Origin of the sequence: Pradoshia eiseniae (genome assembly GCF_002946355.1) — a bacterium.
GTDB classification, from domain to species: Bacteria; Bacillota; Bacilli; order Bacillales; family Pradoshiaceae; genus Pradoshia; species Pradoshia eiseniae.
Map to the genome: position 1 here is coordinate 178,060 of NZ_PKOZ01000006.1, position 22,619 is coordinate 200,678.

The 22,619-nt window shown below is 45.2% G+C and carries 23 protein-coding genes; 3 read left to right on the top strand and 20 right to left on the bottom strand.

The genetic code is table 11. The features are described 5' to 3' along the window. Positions 1–177 precede the first annotated feature (177 nt). Both CYL18_RS11965 and CYL18_RS11970 read right to left on the bottom strand, forming a co-directional pair. Positions 178–792: a flavin reductase family protein gene (locus tag CYL18_RS11965; RefSeq protein ID WP_104849743.1), complete on the bottom strand. Its 615-nt coding sequence runs from the start codon at positions 790–792 to the stop codon at positions 178–180. A gap of 13 nt (positions 793–805) precedes the next feature. Continuing rightward, positions 806–1,363 (bottom strand): alpha/beta hydrolase, encoded by a 558-nt coding sequence (locus CYL18_RS11970; RefSeq protein WP_104849794.1) that lies wholly within the window; start codon positions 1,361–1,363, stop codon positions 806–808. Between the two features lie 478 nt (positions 1,364–1,841). Between CYL18_RS11970 and CYL18_RS11975 the strand changes: the two genes are divergently transcribed. Beyond that, positions 1,842–2,501, top strand: coding sequence for a hypothetical protein (locus CYL18_RS11975; protein ID WP_104849744.1), 660 nt, complete (start codon positions 1,842–1,844; stop codon positions 2,499–2,501). Positions 2,502–2,678: 177 nt separating this feature from the next. On the opposite strand, the gene CYL18_RS11980 is transcribed toward CYL18_RS11975, so the two are convergent. The 10 genes from CYL18_RS11980 to CYL18_RS12025 all read right to left on the bottom strand — a co-directional run bounded on the left by CYL18_RS11980 (position 2,679) and on the right by CYL18_RS12025 (position 13,064). Beyond that, positions 2,679–3,554, bottom strand: a complete 876-nt coding sequence (locus CYL18_RS11980) for an ADP-ribosylglycohydrolase family protein (protein ID WP_104849745.1) — start codon at positions 3,552–3,554, stop codon at positions 2,679–2,681. Positions 3,555–3,626: 72 nt separating this feature from the next. After that, positions 3,627–4,640 carry an ABC transporter ATP-binding protein gene (locus CYL18_RS11985; RefSeq protein WP_104849746.1) on the bottom strand — a complete coding sequence of 338 codons (1,014 nt, stop codon included), beginning with the start codon at positions 4,638–4,640 and terminating at the stop codon, positions 3,627–3,629. Continuing rightward, the gene (locus tag CYL18_RS11990) at positions 4,637–5,569 is read right to left on the bottom strand and encodes a C40 family peptidase (protein WP_104849747.1); all 933 of its coding nucleotides are present in this window, start codon (positions 5,567–5,569) and stop codon (positions 4,637–4,639) included. The genes CYL18_RS11985 and CYL18_RS11990 overlap by 4 nt, the downstream gene beginning before the upstream one ends. Continuing rightward, the gene (locus CYL18_RS11995; RefSeq protein WP_104849748.1) at positions 5,570–6,664 is read right to left on the bottom strand and encodes a mandelate racemase/muconate lactonizing enzyme family protein; all 1,095 of its coding nucleotides are present in this window, start codon (positions 6,662–6,664) and stop codon (positions 5,570–5,572) included. Then, complete coding sequence (locus CYL18_RS12000) at positions 6,645–7,586, bottom strand: S66 peptidase family protein (RefSeq protein WP_104849749.1); 942 nt, start codon at positions 7,584–7,586, stop codon at positions 6,645–6,647. Before CYL18_RS12000 ends, CYL18_RS11995 begins: the two co-directional genes overlap by 20 nt. A 102-nt stretch (positions 7,587–7,688) precedes the next feature. Next, positions 7,689–9,311, bottom strand: coding sequence for a peptide ABC transporter substrate-binding protein (locus CYL18_RS12005; protein ID WP_104849750.1), 1,623 nt, complete (start codon positions 9,309–9,311; stop codon positions 7,689–7,691). A gap of 11 nt (positions 9,312–9,322) precedes the next feature. Beyond that, on the bottom strand, positions 9,323–10,342 hold the full coding sequence (locus CYL18_RS12010) for an ABC transporter ATP-binding protein (RefSeq protein ID WP_104849751.1): 1,020 nt from the start codon (positions 10,340–10,342) through the stop codon (positions 9,323–9,325). Positions 10,343–10,346: 4 nt separating this feature from the next. After that, positions 10,347–11,282 (bottom strand): ABC transporter permease, encoded by a 936-nt coding sequence (locus tag CYL18_RS12015; RefSeq protein WP_104849795.1) that lies wholly within the window; start codon positions 11,280–11,282, stop codon positions 10,347–10,349. A 13-nt stretch (positions 11,283–11,295) separates the two neighbouring features. After that, positions 11,296–12,225, bottom strand: a complete 930-nt coding sequence (locus CYL18_RS12020) for an ABC transporter permease (protein WP_104849752.1) — start codon at positions 12,223–12,225, stop codon at positions 11,296–11,298. A gap of 14 nt (positions 12,226–12,239) precedes the next feature. Beyond that, positions 12,240–13,064: a M55 family metallopeptidase gene (locus tag CYL18_RS12025; protein WP_104849753.1), complete on the bottom strand. Its 825-nt coding sequence runs from the start codon at positions 13,062–13,064 to the stop codon at positions 12,240–12,242. 184 nt (positions 13,065–13,248) lie between these two features. On the opposite strand from CYL18_RS12025, the gene CYL18_RS12030 reads away from it, so the two are divergent. Next, the gene (locus CYL18_RS12030) at positions 13,249–13,797 is read left to right on the top strand and encodes a YdhK family protein (RefSeq protein WP_104849754.1); all 549 of its coding nucleotides are present in this window, start codon (positions 13,249–13,251) and stop codon (positions 13,795–13,797) included. Positions 13,798–13,825: 28 nt separating this feature from the next. Here the strand turns inward: CYL18_RS12030 and CYL18_RS12035 are convergent, their stop codons facing one another. The 5 genes from CYL18_RS12035 to CYL18_RS12055 form a co-directional block, all read right to left on the bottom strand. Next, entirely contained in the window at positions 13,826–14,431 is a 606-nt protein-coding gene (locus tag CYL18_RS12035) for a DedA family protein (RefSeq protein ID WP_104849755.1), read from the bottom strand. A gap of 19 nt (positions 14,432–14,450) precedes the next feature. After that, on the bottom strand, positions 14,451–15,458 hold the full coding sequence (locus tag CYL18_RS12040) for a glycosyltransferase family 2 protein (RefSeq protein WP_104849756.1): 1,008 nt from the start codon (positions 15,456–15,458) through the stop codon (positions 14,451–14,453). A 15-nt stretch (positions 15,459–15,473) separates the two neighbouring features. Further along, on the bottom strand, positions 15,474–17,153 hold the full coding sequence (locus tag CYL18_RS12045) for a DUF6044 family protein (RefSeq protein ID WP_201741275.1): 1,680 nt from the start codon (positions 17,151–17,153) through the stop codon (positions 15,474–15,476). Between the two features lie 108 nt (positions 17,154–17,261). Further along, complete coding sequence (locus CYL18_RS12050) at positions 17,262–18,047, bottom strand: HAD family hydrolase (RefSeq protein ID WP_104849797.1); 786 nt, start codon at positions 18,045–18,047, stop codon at positions 17,262–17,264. 19 nt (positions 18,048–18,066) lie between these two features. Then, positions 18,067–19,428 carry an aspartate kinase gene (locus CYL18_RS12055; protein ID WP_104849757.1) on the bottom strand — a complete coding sequence of 454 codons (1,362 nt, stop codon included), beginning with the start codon at positions 19,426–19,428 and terminating at the stop codon, positions 18,067–18,069. 150 nt (positions 19,429–19,578) lie between these two features. On the opposite strand from CYL18_RS12055, the gene CYL18_RS12060 reads away from it, so the two are divergent. Next, complete coding sequence (locus CYL18_RS12060; protein ID WP_104849758.1) at positions 19,579–20,310, top strand: NAD-dependent deacylase; 732 nt, start codon at positions 19,579–19,581, stop codon at positions 20,308–20,310. Positions 20,311–20,747: 437 nt separating this feature from the next. Here the strand turns inward: CYL18_RS12060 and CYL18_RS12070 are convergent, their stop codons facing one another. The 3 genes from CYL18_RS12070 to CYL18_RS12080 form a co-directional block, all read right to left on the bottom strand. After that, positions 20,748–21,311, bottom strand: coding sequence for an FAD-dependent oxidoreductase (locus CYL18_RS12070; RefSeq protein WP_104849760.1), 564 nt, complete (start codon positions 21,309–21,311; stop codon positions 20,748–20,750). A gap of 65 nt (positions 21,312–21,376) precedes the next feature. Next, positions 21,377–22,237, bottom strand: a complete 861-nt coding sequence (locus tag CYL18_RS12075) for a GNAT family N-acetyltransferase (protein WP_104849761.1) — start codon at positions 22,235–22,237, stop codon at positions 21,377–21,379. A gap of 55 nt (positions 22,238–22,292) precedes the next feature. Continuing rightward, entirely contained in the window at positions 22,293–22,610 is a 318-nt protein-coding gene (locus CYL18_RS12080; RefSeq protein ID WP_104849762.1) for a VOC family protein, read from the bottom strand. Positions 22,611–22,619 lie beyond the last annotated feature (9 nt).

A 22,619-nucleotide genomic window follows, 5' to 3' on the forward strand; every position in this document is an offset into this window, starting at 1 on the left:
CTGAATAGCCATTCATAATCCTGCAAGAAAATTAAAAATATTGTAAATATTTTAGATATTTAGACCCTTTATTTTCAAAACAAGTAAAACTTATAGGAATATGTAAGTATTTATTATCGACGATAGAAAAAAGCAAAAAAGACCTCGCCCTTAAATAAGGCAAGGTCTAGTATCATTTCATTTCGGTCTTTCAAGAATGAATTGTTCTCCCAATTTCATATAATGATTGCCGGCAAGACGGCTGACTGGCCGTAATCCCTCAGCATCAATTTGTCCATTTTCATAGATGGATTCATCAATATGATAACGGGTGACATTTCCGATGATAAGGTCGCAGCTAGCGTCATCAGCCACCTGTCCGCCAAGAGGAATCGCTTTGGCGAGTGTGCATTCCATCCTCACCTTTGCGGGGACGATTCCGGGAACGCGAACGGTCTCACTTTCAGTCAATTGGAAGCTTGACACCTCAAGCTCGCTTACGCTTGGAGGAAGCTCAGCTGCAGTTTGATTTGCATCTTCTATATTGCTTTCATCCGTCACATGAACAACAAACTCGCGGGAGTCCAATATATTTTGAGAGGTATCTTTCTTTTTCCTGTTCTTTCTTTGGACAGAAACAGCAATCATAGGCGGATTTGCGCTCACAATCGTAAAGTAGCTGAACGGAGCTATATTGACAACCCCTTCATTTGAAATAGACGAAACAATCGCGATTGGGCGGGGAATAATCGTTCCAGTCAGGAATTTATAATTATCCCTCTCACTCATAGCCGTTGGATCTATTGTAATCATGCTAACACCTCCATCAAGAAAATCGCTTCCTGAACCAGTTAGCTGCGGCATCGATCTCTGCATATGTGAGCTGGTGCCCATAGTTTTCCCAGTGCAATGTGACATCAGCATTTTTATCGGCAAGCATTTCCGCTAGTTCTTCCGTTTCCTCTGGAGGACAAATAGGATCATTCCTGCCCGCTCCAATAAAGACAGGTAGATTCGGCATTTCAGGTAATTGTATATCTCGGATTGGAACCATCGGATGGAGCAATATGGCACCAGCAAGGACATTCTCATAATGGAATAAAAGGCTCCCCGCAATGTTTGCCCCATTGGAATAACCAATTGCCAAAACATTATGCCGATCAAAACCGTACTTATCGGCTGCTTCGTCTATGAATTCTCGGAGCTCCTCTGTGCGGTATTTTAAGTCCTCTTCATCAAAAACCCCTTCTGACAATCTCTTAAAAAAGCGTGGCATTCCATTTTCAAGAACATTCCCTCTCACACTCAACACAGATGAGCCAGGGGAAATCCGTTCCGCAATCGGCACAAGGTCCATTTCTGTCCCGCCTGTTCCATGAAGCATGAAAAGCGTTGGTGCCAGCTCATCTTCCCCTTTTGAAAAATAATCAATCACGGCTTTTCACCATCCCTAATATAAGACATATATCTCGAATTCAGTATAATAGATTCTTAGATAATTTACAAAAAGGAGCAATTGCTGTAGGTCACGTATTCTACTGATTCCCATTGTACAATTTTCTTTTTGATGGATTTTTCAAGCCAGAATTCCCAGCAACCATACACTTTCCGAGATGTATTCTTTTCGCTGATTCAACTACCCGATTAATCCTCATTAGTAAAAGGAGAAAATGACTTTGTAATCATTCCGTGAATAATGAACGAATACCCTATAAAAGTGAGTTTATTTTCTATTGGTTTATTTTCTCACGATAAAAGCAATTTTTTTCGTCAATGACGGACATATATATCAAAGAAATGACAAATTATTATAAGAGATGAGATTTTTCGTCTCTTATGTAAAAGGGGAGGGTCCAAACAGAATGAGATTATCGCGCACGCAACGAAGCAAGAAAAAGAAAAAAGCGATTAGAAGAAGCCTTTTGAAGATTGGAATATTATTTGTGGCAGCAGGCATCCTGTATTCAGGATACACCCTATCCAGCTGGGGAGAAAATTTTTCCTGGGCAAGTAATTCTTCAACGACAGATTCAGCTTCCACATCTTCTCTAGCCGCATCATCCACTCAAATTACCTACAAAGAAGCACAAGGAAAAGTAACTGGAATCGCAGATCAGCATACCATTGAGGTGGATTTAGACGGAAAGATAAAGACATTTCAGTGTCAAGAAAATAGTCCATGCAGGTCTGTCTTAAATAAGCTAGCAGCAGATGACGCAATCGTCCTTTATTATTCTCAAGACAAAAACGGCCAAAACCAAATCGCGGATATGGCCATTATTTATACACCTAAGCAAGGAGATTTGGTTCAATACATAGAAGCGACTTTTTCAGGCATGGCAGACTCCCATACCATCGAAGTGAAGTTACCCAAACAGATTTCTGCTGCTTATCAGCTTCGAGGGTCACTTTTGAATACCGATATTACGAAGAAATTCACAAGCGGGGATCGTGTTCTTCTGACCGGCATTAAGACAGAAGAGGGTATCATTATCTGGAATATGGATAGGCCGCAGAATTAACCTCAATCAATCATGCAAAAAGCAGGGCAATCAACTACTTGAATGCCCTGCTTTTTTTGTGTGCAGCAATTCCACACTCAAGGTCTATAGTACTGGCTGGAAAAAGAGCATCCGGCTGGGGTCCTCACCGTAAAAGTTTAAAGTGAAGGCCGCCCTTGGTGCTCATTCCTTCTTAAATTATTGTCTGTTTCTGCGAATTTCAGCAAGGTCGGCTGCCACTTGGCTTAATTCCTCTTGAATAAGGATTTTTTCCTTAAATCGCTCAGGCAGCTGACCATAGCCTGTTTCAATCCCTTTAAGCCCGCAGGCAATCGCTGCGACCGTATCTGTATCATGTCCCTTATTGGCTGCAGCAACTGCCACCTCTTCAAAGGTCTTCCTATTGGACAGGATATGTACGACCCATTTCATCGTATGTACCACAAACCCGTCTGGCAGGCAATCCGGCTCACTTGTGAGCGCCTCCTCATAAAGCGTGCCCGCTGTTTCTTCACGGAGAGATACGGCTAATTCATCCCCATTTAATAAACGAGAGGCGATCCGGTTATAGATCAAGCAAGCGTCAGAGGCTAAATCATCATAATGTGTCATCTTGGAGTGACGAATCGTCAGTTCCTCCATTTTCTTTTGGTCTGAGTATGCAAGCGGAATAGGTAAGCATCTCATTAATGAGCCATTTCCAGCGCTCTTTCCGCTCAAACGATGATGAACCTCCTTAGCCGCTTCCTCCCAATTATCCTTATACGTAGTCAATACCTGACTGATGATAATGCCGACATCCTTTGGCTTTTGAGCGTACCAGCTCAAGAATTCCTCCCCCATGTGCGGAATTGGATCATCTGGGTATTGAATGATTCCTTTCGCGACACATAAGGTCATGGCCGTGTCATCGGTTACCTCGCCTGGACTTAACTGCCATACCCCGCCTCCAATGATATCCGTTAACTGTCCATATTTATTCTTGATTTCCCGTTCGGACATAAATTCAGTTGTTCCGCCCAGAGCATCTCCAATCGCAACACCGAATAAACCGCCTTTAATTTTATCAAGCATTCACTGCACCTCTTTTGATTTCGACTAACTATTATTTTAACATAGTTAACGATTGAAGAAATGCTCCTATCGCTATTGGCGTGAGGCTGCAATATGCTTCCTTACATCCCCTCCCATTACTTCTTTATTATACAAATGGCAGGCAACGAAATGGCCTTTATGAACCTCCTGCCATTCAGGCTTCTTCATGCTGCACGCTTCCATTGCGTAAGGACATCTTGTCCTGAAAACACATCCGCTCGGCGGATTAGTCGGACTCGGGATTTCCCCTTCTAACAAGGTTCTCTCGCGCGCATCCTCCACATCTGGGTCAGGAATGGGAATCGCGCCAAGTAATGCCTCCGTATATGGATGAAGTGGGTCCGCATATAGCTCCCTACTCTCCGTCATTTCGACCAAATGACCTAAATACATTACGCCAATACGATTGGCCAGATGCTTGACCATCGCCAGGTCATGGGCAATAAACAGATAGGTCAGCCCCTTCTCCATTTGCAGCTTTTTTAGAAGGTTCACTACCTGCGCTTGGACAGAAACATCAAGGGCAGAAATTGGTTCATCGGCAATGATGAAATCCGGGTTCAGGGCGAGTGCCCGGGCAATGCCGATTCTCTGCCTTTGACCGCCGCTGAATTCATGCGGATACCGATTGGCATGGTCACGGCTTAAACCCACATTCTCTAATAGCTCGATTACCCGATTCATCCGTTCTTTCTTATTCGGATAAAGGTTATGGACCTCCATTGGCTCAGAGATGATTTCCATAACGGTTGAACGCGGGTTCAAGGAAGCATACGGATCCTGAAATATCATCTGCATATCTTTGTGAAAACTAGCTCTCTCTTTATTGTTTAACGACCTTGTATCCTTGCCCTTAAAGAGAATTTGCCCGTCTGTTTGTTGATAGAGGCCAATAATCGTTCTTCCCAAGGTTGATTTACCGCAGCCTGATTCCCCTACAAGACCGACCGATTCTCCCTTTGCAATATGAAAGCTAATCCCGTCGACAGCTTTGACTACGTCCTTTTGGCTAATCTTAAAGTGCTTTTTCACTCCCGCAAGTTCAAGCATGGTATCTTCTTTCATTCTTGTTCCCCCGAATTCCTGTGATAGCGGCGGGCACAGCAAAGCTCTTTCTCATAAATTGTCCCTTCAAGCAGAATACTCTCTATCGATTTCCCCGTCTTCGGCGAATGAAGCAGCCGGCCATCACCATGATAAATTCCGACGTGATGGATCGGTCCCTTCCCTTCCTCATAGGCAAAAAACAAAAGGTCCCCTGGCTCAATAGCATTGAGTTTCACTTCTCTTCCTCCCTGTGCCTGGTCACCTGCATCGCGTGCGATGACATACCCATTTGCCTTTAGCATCGTATAGGCAAATCCAGAGCAATCATAGCCATAGCTGCTGACACCGCCCCATAAATACGAGAGTTCGAGGAACCGTTCACCCGCTTGGCAAATGGCCTCGCCTGATTTTTCAGGAAGCGATTCACCTTCTTTTAATAGTTGCACATCTTCCTTATGCAATTCCCCTTTGCCAAGCGGCGTTTGAACCATGATGGTTTCACCGCTGTCACCTAGGAAGGGCAGGGCAGTTTGGTAACAAATCGGAATGGTGGAGTCCATTCCCTCGATATGCAACAATGCCATCTTGCTTTGGATGACAGCCATTCCTTTTTTGACATCAGCTGCATCTTTAATGTCCCGCAGCTGGCCGAGAGGAACCCATCCCGGATAGCCTCGGCTATCCTTTGAGGAATACTGGCTCGGTGCAATGATGGATGCCCATTCTCCCTCCATGCCAGTAACAATCACTTCTTCACCGAATAATAGCTGTGTTTGGACTCGATTAGCATTGTGTAAATCCATCAAATCTGAAAGCGCCATCGACATCAGCCACTCTGAGATTCTTGCCGGATTGCTTGTTGCCGGCTGATCTAGTTCCCGCGGAGACTGATTGGATGTCCAGACTGTTGCGACAGATACAGCGATTTGCATTATTTTTTCTTCCATTTAATCTCCTCCCTCATGAGTTTGAACACGCTTGATGCCAAGACCCTTCCCATCCGGCAAATGAATTTTGCTACCCTCGTATTGTAATCCGCCTTCGAGGATGTTTTTTGATAGCATTAAAGGGGCATCGAAATCAAAGCGGGTGATGTTTTTCTTGCTTGCCGCAAAATGGGCAGCAGCCGTAATGCCCAAATGCGTTTCAATCATGCTTCCTACCATACACTCCATTCCAGCGGTCTCTGCCAGACGATTGATGATTTGCCCTTGATAGATACCCCCTGCCTTCATAAGCTTTATGTTGATTAAATCCGCCGCACGCATTCTGATGACCTCTAACACTTGCTTTGCCGAAAAGACTGCTTCATCAGCCATAATTAATGTATCTACATGATCAGTCACTTTCTTCAGCCCATATAAATCCTGCGCTATTACGGGCTGCTCAACCAGCTCAATGTCTAGCCCTTCGTCTTCCATCTGCCGGATGGCCTTGATTGCATCTTTAGCAGACCAGCCCTGGTTAGCGTCAAGTCTGATACGGATTTGCCCGCCAGCCCGTTTCCTGATTTCTTTCACCCGTTTGATATCTTGGGCAATATCCCCGATACCGACCTTTACCTTTAAAACCGAAAAGCCTTCGCCAATATAGCGCTCCGCATCATCCCCCATCTCCTCTGGGCTGTTCACGCTGACAGTCATGTCCGTCTCAAGCTCCCCGGCAGCTCCGCCTAAATATTCATATAAAGGAAGCTTGCTATATTGGGCAAGACAATCATAGATAGCCATATCAAGCGCAGCCTTAGCGCTCGTATTGCCAACCATTACCCCAGCAAGCCCAGTGAGTACCTCCTCGTAAGCTAGAAGATTACGCCCTATTAAAAAGGGGCCAAGATAATCCTTTATGGCGGCCTCTATGGAAGTCAGTGAATCCCCGGTAATCGCGACTGTTGCCGGCGCTTCCCCCCATCCGCTAATTCCGTTATCACAATCGAGACGGACAATGAGCGAATCAGCCGATAACACGGTACGTATGGCTGTTTTAAACGGCTTGATGAGCGGCACACTCACATTGAATGTATCAATATTCGTTACTTTCATTCGCTACCCCGCTTTCAATCGCTAATGTTTTAGAGGTAGTATCAATCGTGGCTATTGTGCCAAGCGGTATAGCAAAATGGGGATCACAATGGCCAATCATAAATCCCTTCATTGCCGGCTTCCCAATCAAGTCAGCATAATGACTCAGCACCTCTTCAAGCGTCAATGTTTTTTGGCGCTCTGGTTCCCCGTCTGAGAAATCACCAATGACAAGCCCCTCAATTGCTTGCAGCTTTCCCGCATTCCAGAGCTGGTTCAAATAGCGGTCAACATTTCTCGGTTCTTCATGTACATCCTCTATAAAAAGAATTTTCCCATCGGTATCAAGCTCATTTTTCGTACCAAGCGAGGAGGTGATCAAACATAGGTTGCCGCCGACTAGCTCACCTTCCGCCTTCCCCTCGACTAAGACATCAAGCTCGTTTAGTTCCTCTGAATAACAAAGCTTATCTCCGCTGAATAATTGTTTAAATGAATGCTTCGTTTGCGAATGAACGTCCTTTTTTCCAATATCACTCGCTAGCATGGGACCATGAAAGGTGACCAATCCAGCGCGCTGCCTAATGGCCGTATGAAGATAGGTGATATCACTATAACCCCAAAAAATCTTTGGATTGTCCTTGATGATTTCATAGTCTAGCCGATCAGCCATTCTCGCTGTGCCATATCCTCCGCATGCACAAAAAATCACCTTAATATCCGGATCTTGAAACATGTCCATTACATCAGCTGCCCGCTCCTCATCCCGTCCAGCCAAATAGCCATATTGTTTTTCAATGTTATTGCCAAAAACAAGCTCTAGCCCTAAGGTCTCTTCAAAGAATGGAACAGCCTTTTTTAAATTGGCCAAGTCTGGAGGACTAGCCGGAGCAATGATTCCTGCCTTGTCTCCTCTTTTAAGCTTATCTGGTCTTACAGCCATTTTTCACACTCCCGCCTTTTGAAAAGGATGTTCGAGGCGAACATCCTTTTCTTCAAATGCTAGATTCTCTTTATTGTATTCATCTCGCCCTTGTCCTTAGGCTTATTTTTTATCCGCCCACTTCAGCTCTAGATAACCAACTGGATGACGGACGATATCCTTCACTCCATCAGCCTGCAAATACAATTGATTGTAGAAGTGAATTGGAATGATTGGCATCTCACCCATCAGGATTTGTTCAGCCTCATACATCAATTCATAACGCTTCTCCTCATCACTTTCATCCTTCGCTTCCTTAATTAACGAATCGTACTTTTCACTGCTCCATCCTGTTCGGTTCATCGAATGGCCAGTTTGGAAGTTTTCGAGGAAGTTGATAGGGTCTGCATAATCAGCCAGGAAGGAGCTTCTGGAGAACTGCAGCTTTAATGCTTTTTGATCTTCTGCAAAAACATTAGACTCTAAATTAGCCAACTTCACATCAACCCCAAGATTCTCCTTGTACATTTGCTGGAGGGCTTCCGCAATTTTCTTATGAGTGTCATCTCCTGTGCTGTAGGTTAATGTGACCTCAGGAAGCTTATCATAGTTCTCTTCCTCTAGCCCTTTGGCGAGCAGTTCCTTCGCTTTGTTCACATCTGTGACAATCAGGTCCCCATTCGTTTCCCGGAAGTCCTTGCCGGACGGGTCGTTAAACCCTGGTGCCACAAATCCATAAGCAGGCTCCTCCTCATTCTTAGTCACATACTCAACCAATTGCTTTTGATCTGTCGCCATTGCGAATGCTTTACGAATATTGATATTTTGGAAAGGTTCCTTCTCTACATTGAAACGGAAGAAATACAGGCCCGCCTGCTCATCAATCTTCACCTTGTCCTCCTCCATCAATTGGCTCGTCATTTCAGGAGGAACATCAGAGGTATCAAGCTCTCCATTCGTATACATCTGATATTCAGTCGTCGTATCATTGACCATGGCCCAATTCACTTTATCAAGCTTCACGGTATCCGCATCCCAATATTCAGGATTCTTCTCCATAGTCATATGGCTATCATGCTTCCATTCAGACAGAATAAATGGTCCGTTTCCTACGAAGCTGTCAGCTTCAGCGAACCACTCCGGATTCTCTTTCGCTACCTTTTCATTTATAGGAAAGAAGGCTGGATTGGTGATGACGCTTAAAAAATAGGCTTGCGGGCTTGTCAATGTCACTTTGAAGGTTTTCTCATCAACCGCTTCAACCAAGACATCATCCGCAGACCCTTTTTCCGTGTTAAATTCTTCTCCGCCCTCAATGAAATAACCTAAAAAGGCTGCACCAGAGGCTGTTTTTGGATCCAGAAGGCGTTTCCATGCATAGACAAAATCAGAAGCCTTCAAGTCATCGCCATTTGACCATTTCGCATTTTCTCGAATATGGAAGGTATATTGCTTCCCATCATCTGATACCTCCCATTTCTCTGCTGCAGCCGGCTCTGGTTCATGATCTTTCCCAAGCCTCGTCAATCCCTCCATCAAATTATTAAGGGCATTCCATGAAACCGCATTAAAGCCGATTGGCGGGTCAAAGGAGGTAGGTTCTTCTCCATTATTTAAATAAAGCACCTTTTCATCATTGTTTGCATTATCCTTATTGCCTTCATTACCTGATTCCTTTGTCGCTGTACAAGCCGCACTAAACACGAGTAATACCAGCATGCTCAAAATGGAAATTGTTTTTTTCATCCTTATCCTCCTTATAAATTAATAAATGCACTCTTTTTAGCTGCTATTCGTCTTCCTCCTGCCCTCTCATCCTCCAGCCAGCAATTCACAAAATGAGCATTTCCTATATGCGTTCTCTCTGGGTCTGCTTTTGCGCATACCTCCATGGCGTGGTCACATCGTGCCGTAAAGGGACAGCCTTGCGGAGGGGCAAATAAGTCCGGCGGTGAGCCATTGATTGGAACCAAATCCGCTTCTTCCCGATCCAAACGAGGGACGGATTGAAGAAGGCCTTTTGTATATGGATGGCGGGCATGATAGAAGATATCTCTTCTATCGCCAGTCTCAACAATCTCTCCGGCATACATGACGGCAATTCGGTCAGCCACCTGAGCAACCACACCCAAATCATGTGTAATCAAGATAATTGAAACCCCTGTCTGCCTTTGAATTTTTCGAAAGAGAGCGAGAATTTGCGCCTGAATGGTGACATCCAAGGCCGTTGTCGGCTCATCGGCTATCAATATATCAGGCTCGCAAATCAAGGCCATCGCAATGACAATCCTCTGCCTCATCCCCCCGCTGAATTGATGCGGATATTGCTTGAACCGTATTTCCGGGTTAGCAATTCCGACCAGCTTCAAATACTCAATCCCTCTTGCTTTTGCAGCTGATTTCGATAATCTCTGATGTTCCATAAGTCCTTCTGTGATTTGTTCACCAATGGTGATCGTCGGGTTCAATGCCGTCATCGGGTCCTGGAAAATCATCGAAATATCAACACCGCGTATCTTCCTTAAGTCCGCCTCCTTTAATTTAGTGAGATCTTTATCTCCATATAGGATTTGCCCCTTCGTGATACGGCCATGCGGAGCTGGGATAAGTCCCATAATACTCTGAGAGGTGACGCTTTTTCCGCAGCCGGATTCGCCCACGATTGCCAGCGTCTCACCGCGATGAAGGCTAAAAGACACTCCCCGGACAGCATGAACGATTCCGCCAAATGTCGAAAATTGAACATGCAGATTATCTACCTGCAGCACTTTATCCATACCATTACCTCCTAAGCTTCGGATCGAGCGCATCCTGCAATCCATCTCCCACGACGTTAAAGGCAAACATCGTCAATGAGATGAACAAGGCAGGAAAGAATAATCGCCACCAGTAGCCGCTCAGTATCACACCCAATGCATCATTCAGCATTCCTCCCCAGCTCGCATGCGGAGCCTGGATACCGAGACCCAGAAAGCTAAGGAATGCCTCAGCAAAGATAGCTGATGGAATAGTCAAGGTGAGCTGGACAATGATTGGTCCCATCGCATTTGGCAATAGGTTGCGGCGGATGATTCTTCTCGTCTTCGTCCCAAACGTCTTTGATGCGAGCACGAATTCATAATTCTTGATTTGGAGCACTTGACCTCGTACGATACGGGCCATGCCAATCCAGCCCGTCACAGAGAGGGCAATGATGATTGTAAATAAACCAGGTCCCATCACCACAGCTAAGAGAATGACAAGCAATAAATACGGCAATCCATACAGGACCTCAATGACCCGCATCATCAAATGGTCTGTTCTGCCTCCCTTATAGCCGGCAATTCCTCCATAAATAACCCCGATAAAGAAATCAATCATAGCCGCCATGATACCTACAAATAAGGAAACACGTGCCCCATACCAGGTACGAGCGAATACATCACGGCCTAAATCATCAGTTCCAAACCAATATTCAGAGGATGGGGGCATGTTTTGATTCATAATAGACTGTTCTTCAATGGAGTTTGGTGAGAGGGACGGACCAATGATCGCCATGATGATAAGAAATGCAAGGAAGACCAGCCCGGCCATCGCCAGCCTATTCTCCCGAAGCATGTGCCATGAATCCTGCCAATACGTTCTGCTTGGACGAACGACTGCTTCTGCATCCATCTCAGATCGTTCAAGCGGCTGAAACCACTCATCCGGTATTTTATTCTGCTGCTTGGATTTCATTTGCAAAACAAGCTCACCCCTCTTTCTTGTTCAAATTGATACGAGGGTCAAGAATTCCATAAGCGATATCCACCAAGAAAAGCATGATGATCAGCACAGAGCTGTAAAAAACGGTTGTCCCCATAATCACGGGATAATCACGATTATTGATGCTTTCGATGAAATACTTGCCCATCCCAGGTATGGCGAAAATCTTTTCAATGACAAATGTTCCGGTCAATATACTCGCAGCCAGCGTGCCGAGTACCGTCACTACCGGCAGTAAAGCATTACGGAGCGCATGCTTAATGACTATCTTCGCTGGGCTCAAGCCCTTTGCCCGTGCAGTACGTATGTAATCCTGGGTCAGCACCTCCAGCATGCTCGAACGCGTAAGTCTGGCAATAATGGCCATCGGACCTGTCGCAAGGGCAAATGTCGGCAAAATCATATGACGCCAGCTCGTCCAGGTAGCGGCCGGCAGCCAGCCTGCCTTAACGGCAAAAACTTGAATGAATAGAGTGGCTAGCACAAAATTGGGTATCGATATTCCTAAAACAGCAATTGTCATTGCCAGGTAATCAATGATGCCATTTCTCCTCAAAGCGGCAATGACACCAAGAGTAATTCCTGATATTATCGCTACAATCAATGTATAAAGACCAAGTTCCAAGGAGACCGGGAACCCCCAAGAAATCATATCATTCACAGTCTGTGAGGATTTTTTGATGGAGGGACCAAAATCCAAGGTTACGACCGATTTTAAGTAATTGACATACTGAACAATCAAGGGTTCATCTAGTTTATAATAGGCAATCAGATTACGCTGTACCGCCTCATTGGTTGTCCTTTCTTCATTAAAGGGTGACCCGGGAACGGCATGCATCAGAAAGAATGTGCCTGTAATAATGAGCCATAAGGTAAGAAGCATGGAGATGAGACGGCGGACAATAAATGTATTCATTCGTCACCTCCTCCCTAAGAAAACGTCGTGTGCATCGCCAATTCCGTCATCACAAGCATGGCCTGATACGCCTGAAGGATATCCTTCGCCTCGAATTTGACCATCGTTGTTCCTTCAATTAATTCGGTTCCAGGCATCAGATTCGCCCATTCCGCTTGTCCGTAATTAGCAAACTCTATACGGAGAACAGGACACTCCGGGGGCACCAATGGCTTGATGTGTGAGCGTTTTATTAAAGCCTCACTTGCCACTTCCGCTAGGATTAGCTTTGCCTTGGCAGGAGTGAGTGTTTTCGCAGCCGATCTGGAAATAGCTGTTTTTACGGCTACTGTCGTGACATTTTCAATCAGCTGGCTTGCTTCAATAGCCGCCTGGTCGTCTCCAGCCACCATCAAAACAGGAACCCCATAATAGCCGGCTACATAGGCATTAAACCCTAGTTCTCCGATAGCCTGATCGTTTATGTACATATTTCGAACGCCAAAAATCATGGAGTGTGTAAGGACGCCTGGCATAGATGCCCTGGCATGGTATCCGGCAAAGATGACTCCATCAAAGGATGCATCCAACCCTTGCATCATGGAATAGGGTTTCACATCACCGGTAATAAGCTGTGTATCAGGGTGCAATAGCTCAACGAGGAGATTATTCATCTTGCTATGGCTGTCATTGACAATGATTTCCTCGGCTCCATTCTTGAAGAGGCTTGTAATGATGGCATCCGCTTCCTCAGTCATGATTCGGCGGCTTCGCTCATAATTATGCAGTTCCGAGGATACATGGGTATAGTCCACAAGCCCTGTTATCCCCTCCATATCCACGGACATATAAATCTTCATCTTATACCCCCTTTACTTTTTGGAATTATCTAACAATTATAGTTCAAGATACATATTTTAACAATTGTATATTCGGACTATTTTCTCAACAAAGCTTGGTTGTAGATTCATCCCCATGCACAATCATGGCATGGTAATAAATCCCTTTGTTATGATGGGCGTATACAAAAAGGAGAGGATAAATTTGAAGAAACCATTATTCATCTTTGTATCTATACTAATGCTGATGGTGGTCAGTGCCTGTTCAGATTCCGCTCCTGAAGAAAAGAGCCAGGAAGTGGACCATTCCGCCATGGAGCATTCAAATTCCGGCGACGTGCCTGAGGAAGTGAAAGAAAGTGAAAATCCAGCCTTTCCGGTTGGAAGCACGGCCATCTTAAAAGAAGGTCATATGGAAGGTATGAAGGGTGCTGAAGCCACCATAGTCGGTGCCTATGATACGATTGCGTATAGCGTTTCCTATACTCCTACAAATGGCGGGGAAAAGGTAGAAAATCATAAATGGGTTATCCATGAGGAAATCGAAGAGGCAAATGGAGAAGCAGCCCTTGAACCTGGGACTGAAATAACCATCACCGCTGATCATATGGAGGGAATGCACGGTGCCACTGCAGTGATTGATTCATCAGAAAAGACAACCGTCTATATGATTGATTACGCCCCAACGGATGGCAGCGATAAAGTGACGAACCATAAATGGGTAACGGAAGAGGAGCTTTCAAAGAAGGAATAAAATAAGGAATCCCCTTTTTGGGGATTCCTTATTTATGTGCCAAATCCCTCTCATTAGGTTTGGCCTTTACTATTCGTTTGGTAATCACTATAGCGGGGAAAAACAAGCAAATCCCTAACGCGAAGATGGCTAAAAGGGTCGGGCCAAGCACATCTCCCAGGTAATAGCCAATTGTCGTATAGAATAACGCCCATAAAAGACTGCCCGTAAAAGTAAATCCGAGAAAGACAGGATAGGAGACCTTTCTTGTGCCAGATAGATAGGGCATTAATTGTCTCATACCCGGCAGAAAATAAGTGAAAATCATCTTTTTGCCATCATATTTCTCAAGCCTTTTCTTTAACTTGTCCCATTTAGCTGGCGTCAAATTGATTTTATGGCCATAACGAATGACCAGCCGATTTCCAAGCCTTCTGCCTGCGATGTATGACACGAGCATGGCTGTGTTGACCGCAAATAGGGCAATCGCAATGACGGCAAAGAATTGAAGTCCGCTATCCAAGAGCATGCCGCCAATTAGCAGCATTAACGTTTCTTCTGGTGCCGGGATGCCAATCATCGCCATGAAGAGCACGACAAATATCACAAAATAACCATAGGTATGAACATAATCTGTAATTAAATCTAATGTCATCTGAGTCCCTTTCTATCGATCATGAGGTTCCTTTCCGCTTCCAGGCAGCTTCATCGGCCTCTTCATCCTCCAGGTTCTCTGAATAATGATCCACATCAATCGCATAAATCGGCCTGCGTTTGACCTCCTTGAAGATTTTACCGATATACTCACCGACAACCCCGATTCCAATCAGCTGCAGACCGCCGATGATCCACAGGGAAATCATAATGGATGTCCAGCCTGACTGTGTGTTCCCAAGCCATTTTTGCAGCAGGGCATAGCCGCCGGCAAGTATGCTTACAAGCAAGGTAATAAAGCCTAGATAGGTGACAAACCGGATTGGGGCGACACTGAAGCTCGTAATCCCATCGAAGGCAAAGGAAAGCATTTTCTTAAGAGGATATTTGGATATCCCTCTCTCCCTCTCTTTTCTTTCATAAAAGACTTTCGTTTGCGAGAACCCAATCAAGGGAATCATCCCGCGCAGGAAGAGATTTCTTTCCTTATATTTTAGCAGCTCCTTCAACGCCCTCTTACTCATGAGCCGGTAATCGGCATGGTTAGGAATCAACTGGATACCGAGCGTTCCCATTACCCGATAAAAAGCAAGTGCGGTATTCCGTTTGAAGAATGTATCCGTCTGCCTCTTATCTCTGACACCATACACAATATCATAGCCATCATTATATTTTTCTACCATCGTACGGATGACGGATACATCATCCTGCAGATCTGCATCAATGGAAATGACGCAATCTGATTGCCTCTGGGCAGCTTCAAGACCTGCCAAAAGGGCATTTTGGTGGCCGACGTTCCCTGCCAGCTTAATCCCTCTGACCAAATGATTTTGCATACTTTCCACTTGAATCAGGTTCCAAGTATGGTCCTTGCTTCCATCATCGACAAATAACATATTGCTGTTATTGGATACAAGCTTAAGCTCCATGAGCTCCAGGAGGACAGCCGTAAGCTCGTCCATCGTTTTCGGCAGGATTTCCTCCTCGTTATAGCATGGAACGATAATCGTCAAAACGGGCAATTTCATGTTACGTTCGCTCCTTTAGACGGCGTGGTATAAATAAATTCTCCAAGCAGAATCCTCATGATCAAATACCTCGAGCAGCTCTAACCCATTAACGGACGCATTCAGGATGGGCACGCTTGAGAAAAAATATTCCCCGCCCATCTCCTTGAACACCTCTGTATTCAGCTTGAGCTCGCGGATTTTCTTCTTTGAATTCTTGCCATAATCATATTTCTTCCCAAGTTCATCGACAAAAATGTAACACCGGCCGCCCCAGTTATCGAAATAATTCTTAAGCCTTTTATTCTTATCAAGCTCGTCTTCAATGATTTCTCGGAACTGATGCTTATAGGTTAGCGGATAATAATTATTGTACGTATCAAGCGTGTAGAATCCATTGTATTGTGAGATAGCGGGATGAAGGCCGATACTTGCCACCCGATAAGAATCTTGGGGCTTCCCGATGAAATCCTCGATTTCCTTAAACTGCTCCTCTGCATAAAATTCCTTAAATGAAGGCGTATTTCTCTTCCCGTAATACACCTCTGGATTGCCGAGAAACAGGATGAACAACTGGGCTATCATGGCTATTTTGGCCAGTTGACGCCATTTCATTCCGCGTTTCCACATAAGCCTGCAGGACAAAGCAAACAGCAAATACAAAACAAGCGGACGCATAAAATGAAAGCGCGCAAAGTTAAAGGCATTTAATAACGAGACTCGTTCCTTCAGATAATCCCAGCCCTCATAAAACCAAAACGCATACCAAGCGGAGAGGACAAAGTTAAGCACAAATAGAAAAACGAAAATCTTCTCGTTCTTCCATCGCTTATCGCGAATGATAAACCAGAGAGCCAAAAAGGATAACGGCATGATGATAAACTGATGCAAGGTGAGCACATGTGTATGGCCAGCAATATAATTCTTAAAAATGAGCCGGAACGATTGAGCAAAACTCAAGTACGCACTGAAATATTCATCCCGGCTATTCGGCTCCCCAGGAAATACGAGCGAATAAACCAACCGGTACTCAACCAGCAAATAAACACTTGTCATGAAGAGAATCCCACCAAAAAAACGCCCATTCCACCTTTTCCTGAAGATTCCATCATAGAGCCAGAGCAATCCCATCGCCGCTAAAAAGAAGAAAAACCCTAGCACAAAGCTTGAGTAAAAAGGCAGCAGCGCCAGAATGAGCCAGTCCTTGAATGAGCTATCCCGATTGCGGAGATTCAAGAAAGCGTATAAGGCAAGCGGGTGACCTAGTGTGGACAGCATCCCGGATGGCCAAAACGGCGTTAAGCTAAAAGCAAGTGCCGTGAAGACACGAATAAAGCCATATTGCTCTTCCCTCAGGAAGTGCTTCTTCAATAGAAGGTACATTCCCAAGAAAGCAAAAACCCTTACAATCACCTGACTGACAGCATAAGCCGTCATAGAAGGCAACAAATAATGAAGCCATTGAATCCCGCTGAATTCCGTTCCAAACGCATTGCGGGGCAATCCATTAATAATTTGGACTATCGTATCATCAATTGGCCCAAATAATTGCTGATTATCCCTCAACACCTTGTACCAGGCTATATTTGAATCAAGATTATCATGCAGCCGAATATGTGAATTCTCACCCAAAAGGAACATTGGGGCAAGATAAAGACCTATTAGAACGGATGCAGCCATTATGTACTTCGTTTCCATCGTCCATCGGTTTAGCATAGGTATCACCTTCTTGTTTGCGGAAGTCAATAATATCCAGTTTGCCCCACAACGCATGAAAAATGCTCATAAAAATGGCCCCCGGTTTGCGGGAGCCACTCTTGCCATTCATTTGATGGACGTCAATAATTCATTTAATTCCATTAACCGCTTAATTTCATATACAGGCTTTACCTCACCAGGAGATTTATTATCACGATTGACCCATACAGACGGTATACCCGCCAGATTTGCCCCAAGAATATCTGTCTTCAAGTTATCTCCGACCATTAAAGCATCCTCCGCTGAAACTTGAAGCAGGCTGAGCGCATGCTCAAAAATCGCCGGATCCGGCTTCCCTCTGCCGAAGGCGCCCGAAATAAGGATATGGTCAAAATATGGTGAAATCTCCGGTGTGATCTCTAGCTTTGTCATTTGCAAATCCGGCGAGCCATTCGTGAGTAAAAGCAATTGATAGCGACCGTGAAGCTGATCTAGAAGGGTAAAGGTATCCTCATAGATAAATGGGCGCTGTCTCCGCTCCTTAGGAAAGCGTTCCGCCAATTCCTCGCCAAAAGCAGGGTCATCAACTCCAAGCGCCTTCAGCCCGTTAATCCACGCCTCTTTCCGGTAAGAAGGAACGACCTTAGCCAATTGCCGGAAATTATCCTCATCATCCAGGAAGTTTCCCCACAAGCCTTCAAAGGGATTGATGCCAATCATCTGCGTGAAAGCATAGGACTCATACGATTGATAGAGCCGCGTCGCCTCTTTTCGCACTGCTTCCTCCAATCGCCCAGGGTCTAAATCATATTTTCCCCTCGCAGCCTTGCACGTTGCCGCGAATGCCTCCTTTACGCTTCGCTGGTCCCATAGAAGCGTATCATCCAAATCAAATATAATCGCTTTTACCAACATGACTCACCACTCTTTCTCATACCAGTACATCTGTAAAAAATGCCTCATACAGCGCTTGAACGGCAAGCTTTTCCTGAGCTTCCTTTACTCCAAACATCATCGATACTTCGGAGGATCCTTGATTGATCATCTCGATATTGATGCCTTTGTCAGCCAAAGCTCTTGATGCACGTGCCATCGTTCCAACATTGGAGCGCATTCCTTCCCCAACAATCATAATTAAGGATAAATTATGCTCGACCTTCACCTCATCAGCATCCAATTCATTCTTAATGCGATCGATAATAATCTGTTCTCTTTCATGATCCAGTTGATTTTGACGCAGGATGACGGTTAAATCATCAATTCCGGATGGAACATGCTCATACGAGAGATGAAGCTCCTCCAAAATATGAAGCAGCTTGCGGCCAAAGCCGATTTCTCTGTTCATTAAATATTTGCTTACATAAATGCTGCAGAAATCATTATCACTTGCGATTCCGACAACCGGTCCATTCGTTTCTGCCCTCCTGCTCACAATCATGGTGCCAGGAGAATCAGGATTATTCGTGTTCTTAATATTCACCGGAATCTCAGCACGGAAGGCGGGAATAAGCGCCTCATCATGCAGAACACTAAATCCAGCATAGGAAAGCTCCCGCATTTCCCGATACGTAAGCACTGCAATTTCTTTCGGGTTTTCAACAATCGACGGGTTGACTGAAAATACAGCATCGACATCTGTATAATTCTCATACAACTCCGCCTTGACGGCATTTGCCAGAATCGAGCCCGTTATATCCGAACCGCTGCGCGGGAACGTCATGACACGCCCGTCTGTCGTATAACCAAAGAATCCCGGGAAAATCAGAATCCCTTTTTTCTCTTTCAAATGTGACAGCCTTTCATACGATTCAGGGAGCACTTGGGCATTACCTGGCTCACTGCTCACAATTAGTCCAGCCTCACGCGGATTAATATAGGCGGCTTCTATTCCTCTATGCTGGAAATAGGCTGCCACTAATTTAGCATTATTGTCTTCCCCGCTCGCCTTGATAGCATCCATGAACTGCTCCGGATTGCTGCGGTCCCCCTTCAATAATTCTATCAGGTCCGCTGTAATGCGTTCAATTACCTCATCGCTCATACCAAGACTATCCGTAATGGACCGATAGCGGTTAATGACCGCCTGAAACAAATCATCATCCTCGCTCCCCTTCAGCCAGGCCTGTGCAGTCGCAATCAATAAATCAGTTACTTTTATATCTTTTGAAAACCGCTTCCCTGGTGCAGAAACGACTATTAATCTCCTATCCTGATCAGATACGACAATATCAAACACTTTTTCCAGTTGTTCTCCCGAAGCAAGAGAAGTACCCCCAAATTTCACTACTTTCATTCTGCATATCCCCTACGTATAAATTTTCTGATAATTTTATACTCTATTATCACTTCTCCTCACTAAAGTTTCAAGCAAAAACTGTAAAAACTCTTTTCAGGCAAAATGATATAATGAATTTCATACAAAGCAACCGAGGAGGACAGCGTGATGGAAATAGCGAAGTGGATAAAAGAATCAGCCTATACCGTCATTTTCACTGGAGCAGGAATGAGCACTGAAAGTGGTTTGCCTGATTTCCGCTCAAATGAAAAAGGACTGTGGAAGAAAAAAGACCCGAGCCGAATTGCAAGCACCGAGACTCTCAATCAAAATGTAAAGGAGTTCTTCGACTTCTACCGGGAGCGTGTCGTAGGAGTGAAAGAACATGGACCTCATAAAGGTCATCGAATTCTAGCCAAATGGGAAGAAGAAGGGCTTGCCAAAAGCATCATCACCCAAAATGTGGATGGATTTCATCAGGAGGCTGGAAGCCTTCGAGTGGCGGAGCTCCATGGAACACTGCAGAAAGTCCATTGCCAATCATGCGGGACTGAATATGGAAGCGAGATGTATTTAGAAAAGAATTATGCATGCAAAGCATGCGGCGGCAAGCTGCGCCCATCTGTCATCCTATTCGGGGAGATGCTGCCTGAGGAGCCATTCTTGATGGCCGAAGAAGAAAGCATCCGCGCTGACTTGTTTATTGTGATTGGCTCCTCCTTATCTGTCACACCCGCCAACCAGTTTCCGCTAATTGCCAAGCAGCACGGTGCAAAGCTTGTTATTGTCAATATGGAACCAACCGGATTCGACCTATACGCTGACCTCGTGATCAATAGGAAGAAAGCAGGCGAATTCCTCGAGGAAGTGGACCGTGAATTGCGTTTGGAAAATATATGACGATTCCCACCCTTGGTCCACCCTTTCCCCATCCTTCATGCCCATTGCCTGGGGCAAAGGTGGGGTTTGCCTGGCTTCTCCCACCTTTCGCCCACCTTTCGACCACACTTGACCCACCCTTCATACCCTTTGCCTGGGGCAAGGGTGGGTGATGCCTGACTTCTCCCACCTTTCGACCACACTTGACCCACCCTTCATACCCTTTGCCTGGGGCAAGGGTGGGTGATGCCTGGCTTCTCCCACCTTTCGCCCACACTTGACCCACCCTTCATACCCTTTGCCTGGGGCAAGGGTGGGGTTTGCCTGGCTTCTCCCACCTTTCGCCCACACTTGACCCACCCTTCATACTAAATTGTAGTTCGACCCAGTTGCATATCCCTTTTCCCAATGAAATAAAAAAGGACTGCCCAAGGCAATCCTCTCTCCATTTCATATATTCAGCCTTTCAACAAATCATGGTCCACATAGCGTTCGCCATTTAGCTCACTGATGACATTGATGGCAACCTTCGCTCCGTGGCCAGCGGTAATGATACCGTGCATGCTTTCACCGGCAACCGTACCTGCAGCCCATACATGGGGTAAATTTGTTTTCCCGTCTGCATCCACATCAATGATTGTCTTTACACGAGGCTCTGTGCCAGGCTTTTTCTGAATGCCAGATTCATCTGCGACAGCAGTGAGCATGCCGCTTGCAATGATGACTTCTTTTGCGGTGTATTGATTGTCTTCAGTGATGACTGTCACGCCTTCATCTCCAGATTCTATTCTCACGACTGTCTCATTAAAGAAGCCTGCCCCGAACTTTTCAGCCTGCTTCTTGCCGATGGCAATCAAGTCCGGTCCGCCAATCTCTTCGATTCCATAAAAGTTTTCGAACCAAGCTCGTTTTGTTACCCCTTTGTCATTATCGAGTACAATCGTTTTCTTGCCTGCTTTAGCTGCTAATATGGCTGCACTTGCTCCAGCGGGACCTCCGCCAATTACAATAATATCATGCATCTGATCTTCCTCCTTTTTGGTATACTTCTCCCAAAATAAGTATATCAAAAATCACAAAAATTCAATCAATTAAACTTGTATTCCATCCAAACCTGGCCGACGGTCTCCTTAAAGCCCATTTCCTTCAAGGCCAGATCCCATCCATCCTCTTTTAATGGCAGGTTAATTACATACGAGCTGACTGGGCTCGCTCCAAACACCGCTTGAAGAAGGGCTTCCACCATTTCTGGTTTAGGGCTTGAGCATAATTCAGCCTGGTATAAATAAATAGCTTGCAAGTCCCCATTTTCCTGCCATCCTTTCTGATAAATGGCATAGGCACATTCCTTTCCCTCCTCATCAATCAAAACGATGGCCTCTCCGTTTTGAATGCTTCTCCGCTGTGTTTGCCACGGTCTATTTTCATGAAAGAACGAAAGTCTGCCCAATTCTGCAGGAGGACGTAATTCAGTACGGTATGCTGCTGAGCGGGCAGGCAATCCAATTGACTTGCTGCAACTATAATTCATAAGACGGCCAATTGTTTTATACCCCATTTTTTCATACAGGCCGATTGCCGGATGGTTTTCCGCAATGGCCTCTAATGTCGCGCTTTCCACCCCCTCCTCTTCATAGATCCGGATACATTCAGCAATTGCCAAGCGTCCAAGCCCTTTATTCCGGTATGCGGGGGCAATACCAGTCCCTCCGTTCCAGGCCAGCTTCTTTCCATCTATTTCACGCATACCGTTCAAAACGATTCCAACCGGAGTATCCCCATCATACAGAAGAATAGAATGCTCAGCGGACAATTCCTCGTGCACCAATCGTTTCAGAAATTGTTCCAACGAGAAGTTCATTTTGACAAAATAGCCCTCAAATCCTTCATTCCAAGCGAGAATGACATCCTGAAGCGTACAATCACATAATCGTCTGATCGTAATCACCAACTTCACTCCCTTTAACTTGATTCATCCATTCTTTTATTCGATTCGCTGTTCATTAATTCCTCTTTAGGAGCTCGATTAGTTGACCTTCACCATTGTTAAAGAAGCAAGACTCCCAGCCATTTTCATATGAATGATACTCTTTATCGGCTGGCAAATTAGCCGGAAATTCCTTCACTTCAAAGCAAATATGCATATTAGGGGCTTCTTTAGATTCCACAAGCTCCAGCCGCAGACCACCGTTAGTCAGAAAGTAAATCTTCTCTCCGCCCAATAGTAGAACTTGTTCTAGCTCAAATTGAAGATAGCCACAATAAAAGCTGAGTGAATCATCAATGGAGAATACTTCAAGCCCTAGATGATGAAACCTCATCTGAACCCT

What these genes read in the sequence shown, in the direction of transcription:
- CYL18_RS12060 (WP_104849758.1), top strand. Translation starts at nt 19,579, where the DNA reads ATGGAAATAGCGAAGTGGATAAAAGAATCAGCCTATACCGTCATTTTC.
- CYL18_RS12005 (WP_104849750.1), bottom strand. Translation starts at nt 9,311, where the DNA reads ATGAAAAAAACAATTTCCATTTTGAGCATGCTGGTATTACTCGTGTTT.
- CYL18_RS11980 (WP_104849745.1), bottom strand. Translation starts at nt 3,554, where the DNA reads ATGCTTGATAAAATTAAAGGCGGTTTATTCGGTGTTGCGATTGGAGAT.
- CYL18_RS12015 (WP_104849795.1), bottom strand. Translation starts at nt 11,282, where the DNA reads ATGAAATCCAAGCAGCAGAATAAAATACCGGATGAGTGGTTTCAGCCG.
- CYL18_RS12000 (WP_104849749.1), bottom strand. Translation starts at nt 7,586, where the DNA reads ATGGCTGTAAGACCAGATAAGCTTAAAAGAGGAGACAAGGCAGGAATC.
- CYL18_RS11995 (WP_104849748.1), bottom strand. Translation starts at nt 6,664, where the DNA reads ATGAAAGTAACGAATATTGATACATTCAATGTGAGTGTGCCGCTCATC.
- CYL18_RS11970 (WP_104849794.1), bottom strand. Translation starts at nt 1,363, where the DNA reads ATGCTTCATGGAACAGGCGGGACAGAAATGGACCTTGTGCCGATTGCG.
- CYL18_RS11975 (WP_104849744.1), top strand. Translation starts at nt 1,842, where the DNA reads ATGAGATTATCGCGCACGCAACGAAGCAAGAAAAAGAAAAAAGCGATT.
- CYL18_RS12045 (WP_201741275.1), bottom strand. Translation starts at nt 17,153, where the DNA reads ATGCTAAACCGATGGACGATGGAAACGAAGTACATAATGGCTGCATCC.
- CYL18_RS11990 (WP_104849747.1), bottom strand. Translation starts at nt 5,569, where the DNA reads ATGGAAGAAAAAATAATGCAAATCGCTGTATCTGTCGCAACAGTCTGG.
- CYL18_RS12070 (WP_104849760.1), bottom strand. Translation starts at nt 21,311, where the DNA reads ATGCATGATATTATTGTAATTGGCGGAGGTCCCGCTGGAGCAAGTGCA.
- CYL18_RS12055 (WP_104849757.1), bottom strand. Translation starts at nt 19,428, where the DNA reads ATGAAAGTAGTGAAATTTGGGGGTACTTCTCTTGCTTCGGGAGAACAA.
- CYL18_RS12035 (WP_104849755.1), bottom strand. Translation starts at nt 14,431, where the DNA reads ATGACATTAGATTTAATTACAGATTATGTTCATACCTATGGTTATTTT.
- CYL18_RS12020 (WP_104849752.1), bottom strand. Translation starts at nt 12,225, where the DNA reads ATGAATACATTTATTGTCCGCCGTCTCATCTCCATGCTTCTTACCTTA.
- CYL18_RS12080 (WP_104849762.1), bottom strand. Translation starts at nt 22,610, where the DNA reads ATGAGGTTTCATCATCTAGGGCTTGAAGTATTCTCCATTGATGATTCA.
- CYL18_RS11965 (WP_104849743.1), bottom strand. Translation starts at nt 792, where the DNA reads ATGATTACAATAGATCCAACGGCTATGAGTGAGAGGGATAATTATAAA.
- CYL18_RS11985 (WP_104849746.1), bottom strand. Translation starts at nt 4,640, where the DNA reads ATGAAAGAAGATACCATGCTTGAACTTGCGGGAGTGAAAAAGCACTTT.
- CYL18_RS12010 (WP_104849751.1), bottom strand. Translation starts at nt 10,342, where the DNA reads ATGGATAAAGTGCTGCAGGTAGATAATCTGCATGTTCAATTTTCGACA.
- CYL18_RS12025 (WP_104849753.1), bottom strand. Translation starts at nt 13,064, where the DNA reads ATGAAGATTTATATGTCCGTGGATATGGAGGGGATAACAGGGCTTGTG.
- CYL18_RS12040 (WP_104849756.1), bottom strand. Translation starts at nt 15,458, where the DNA reads ATGAAATTGCCCGTTTTGACGATTATCGTTCCATGCTATAACGAGGAG.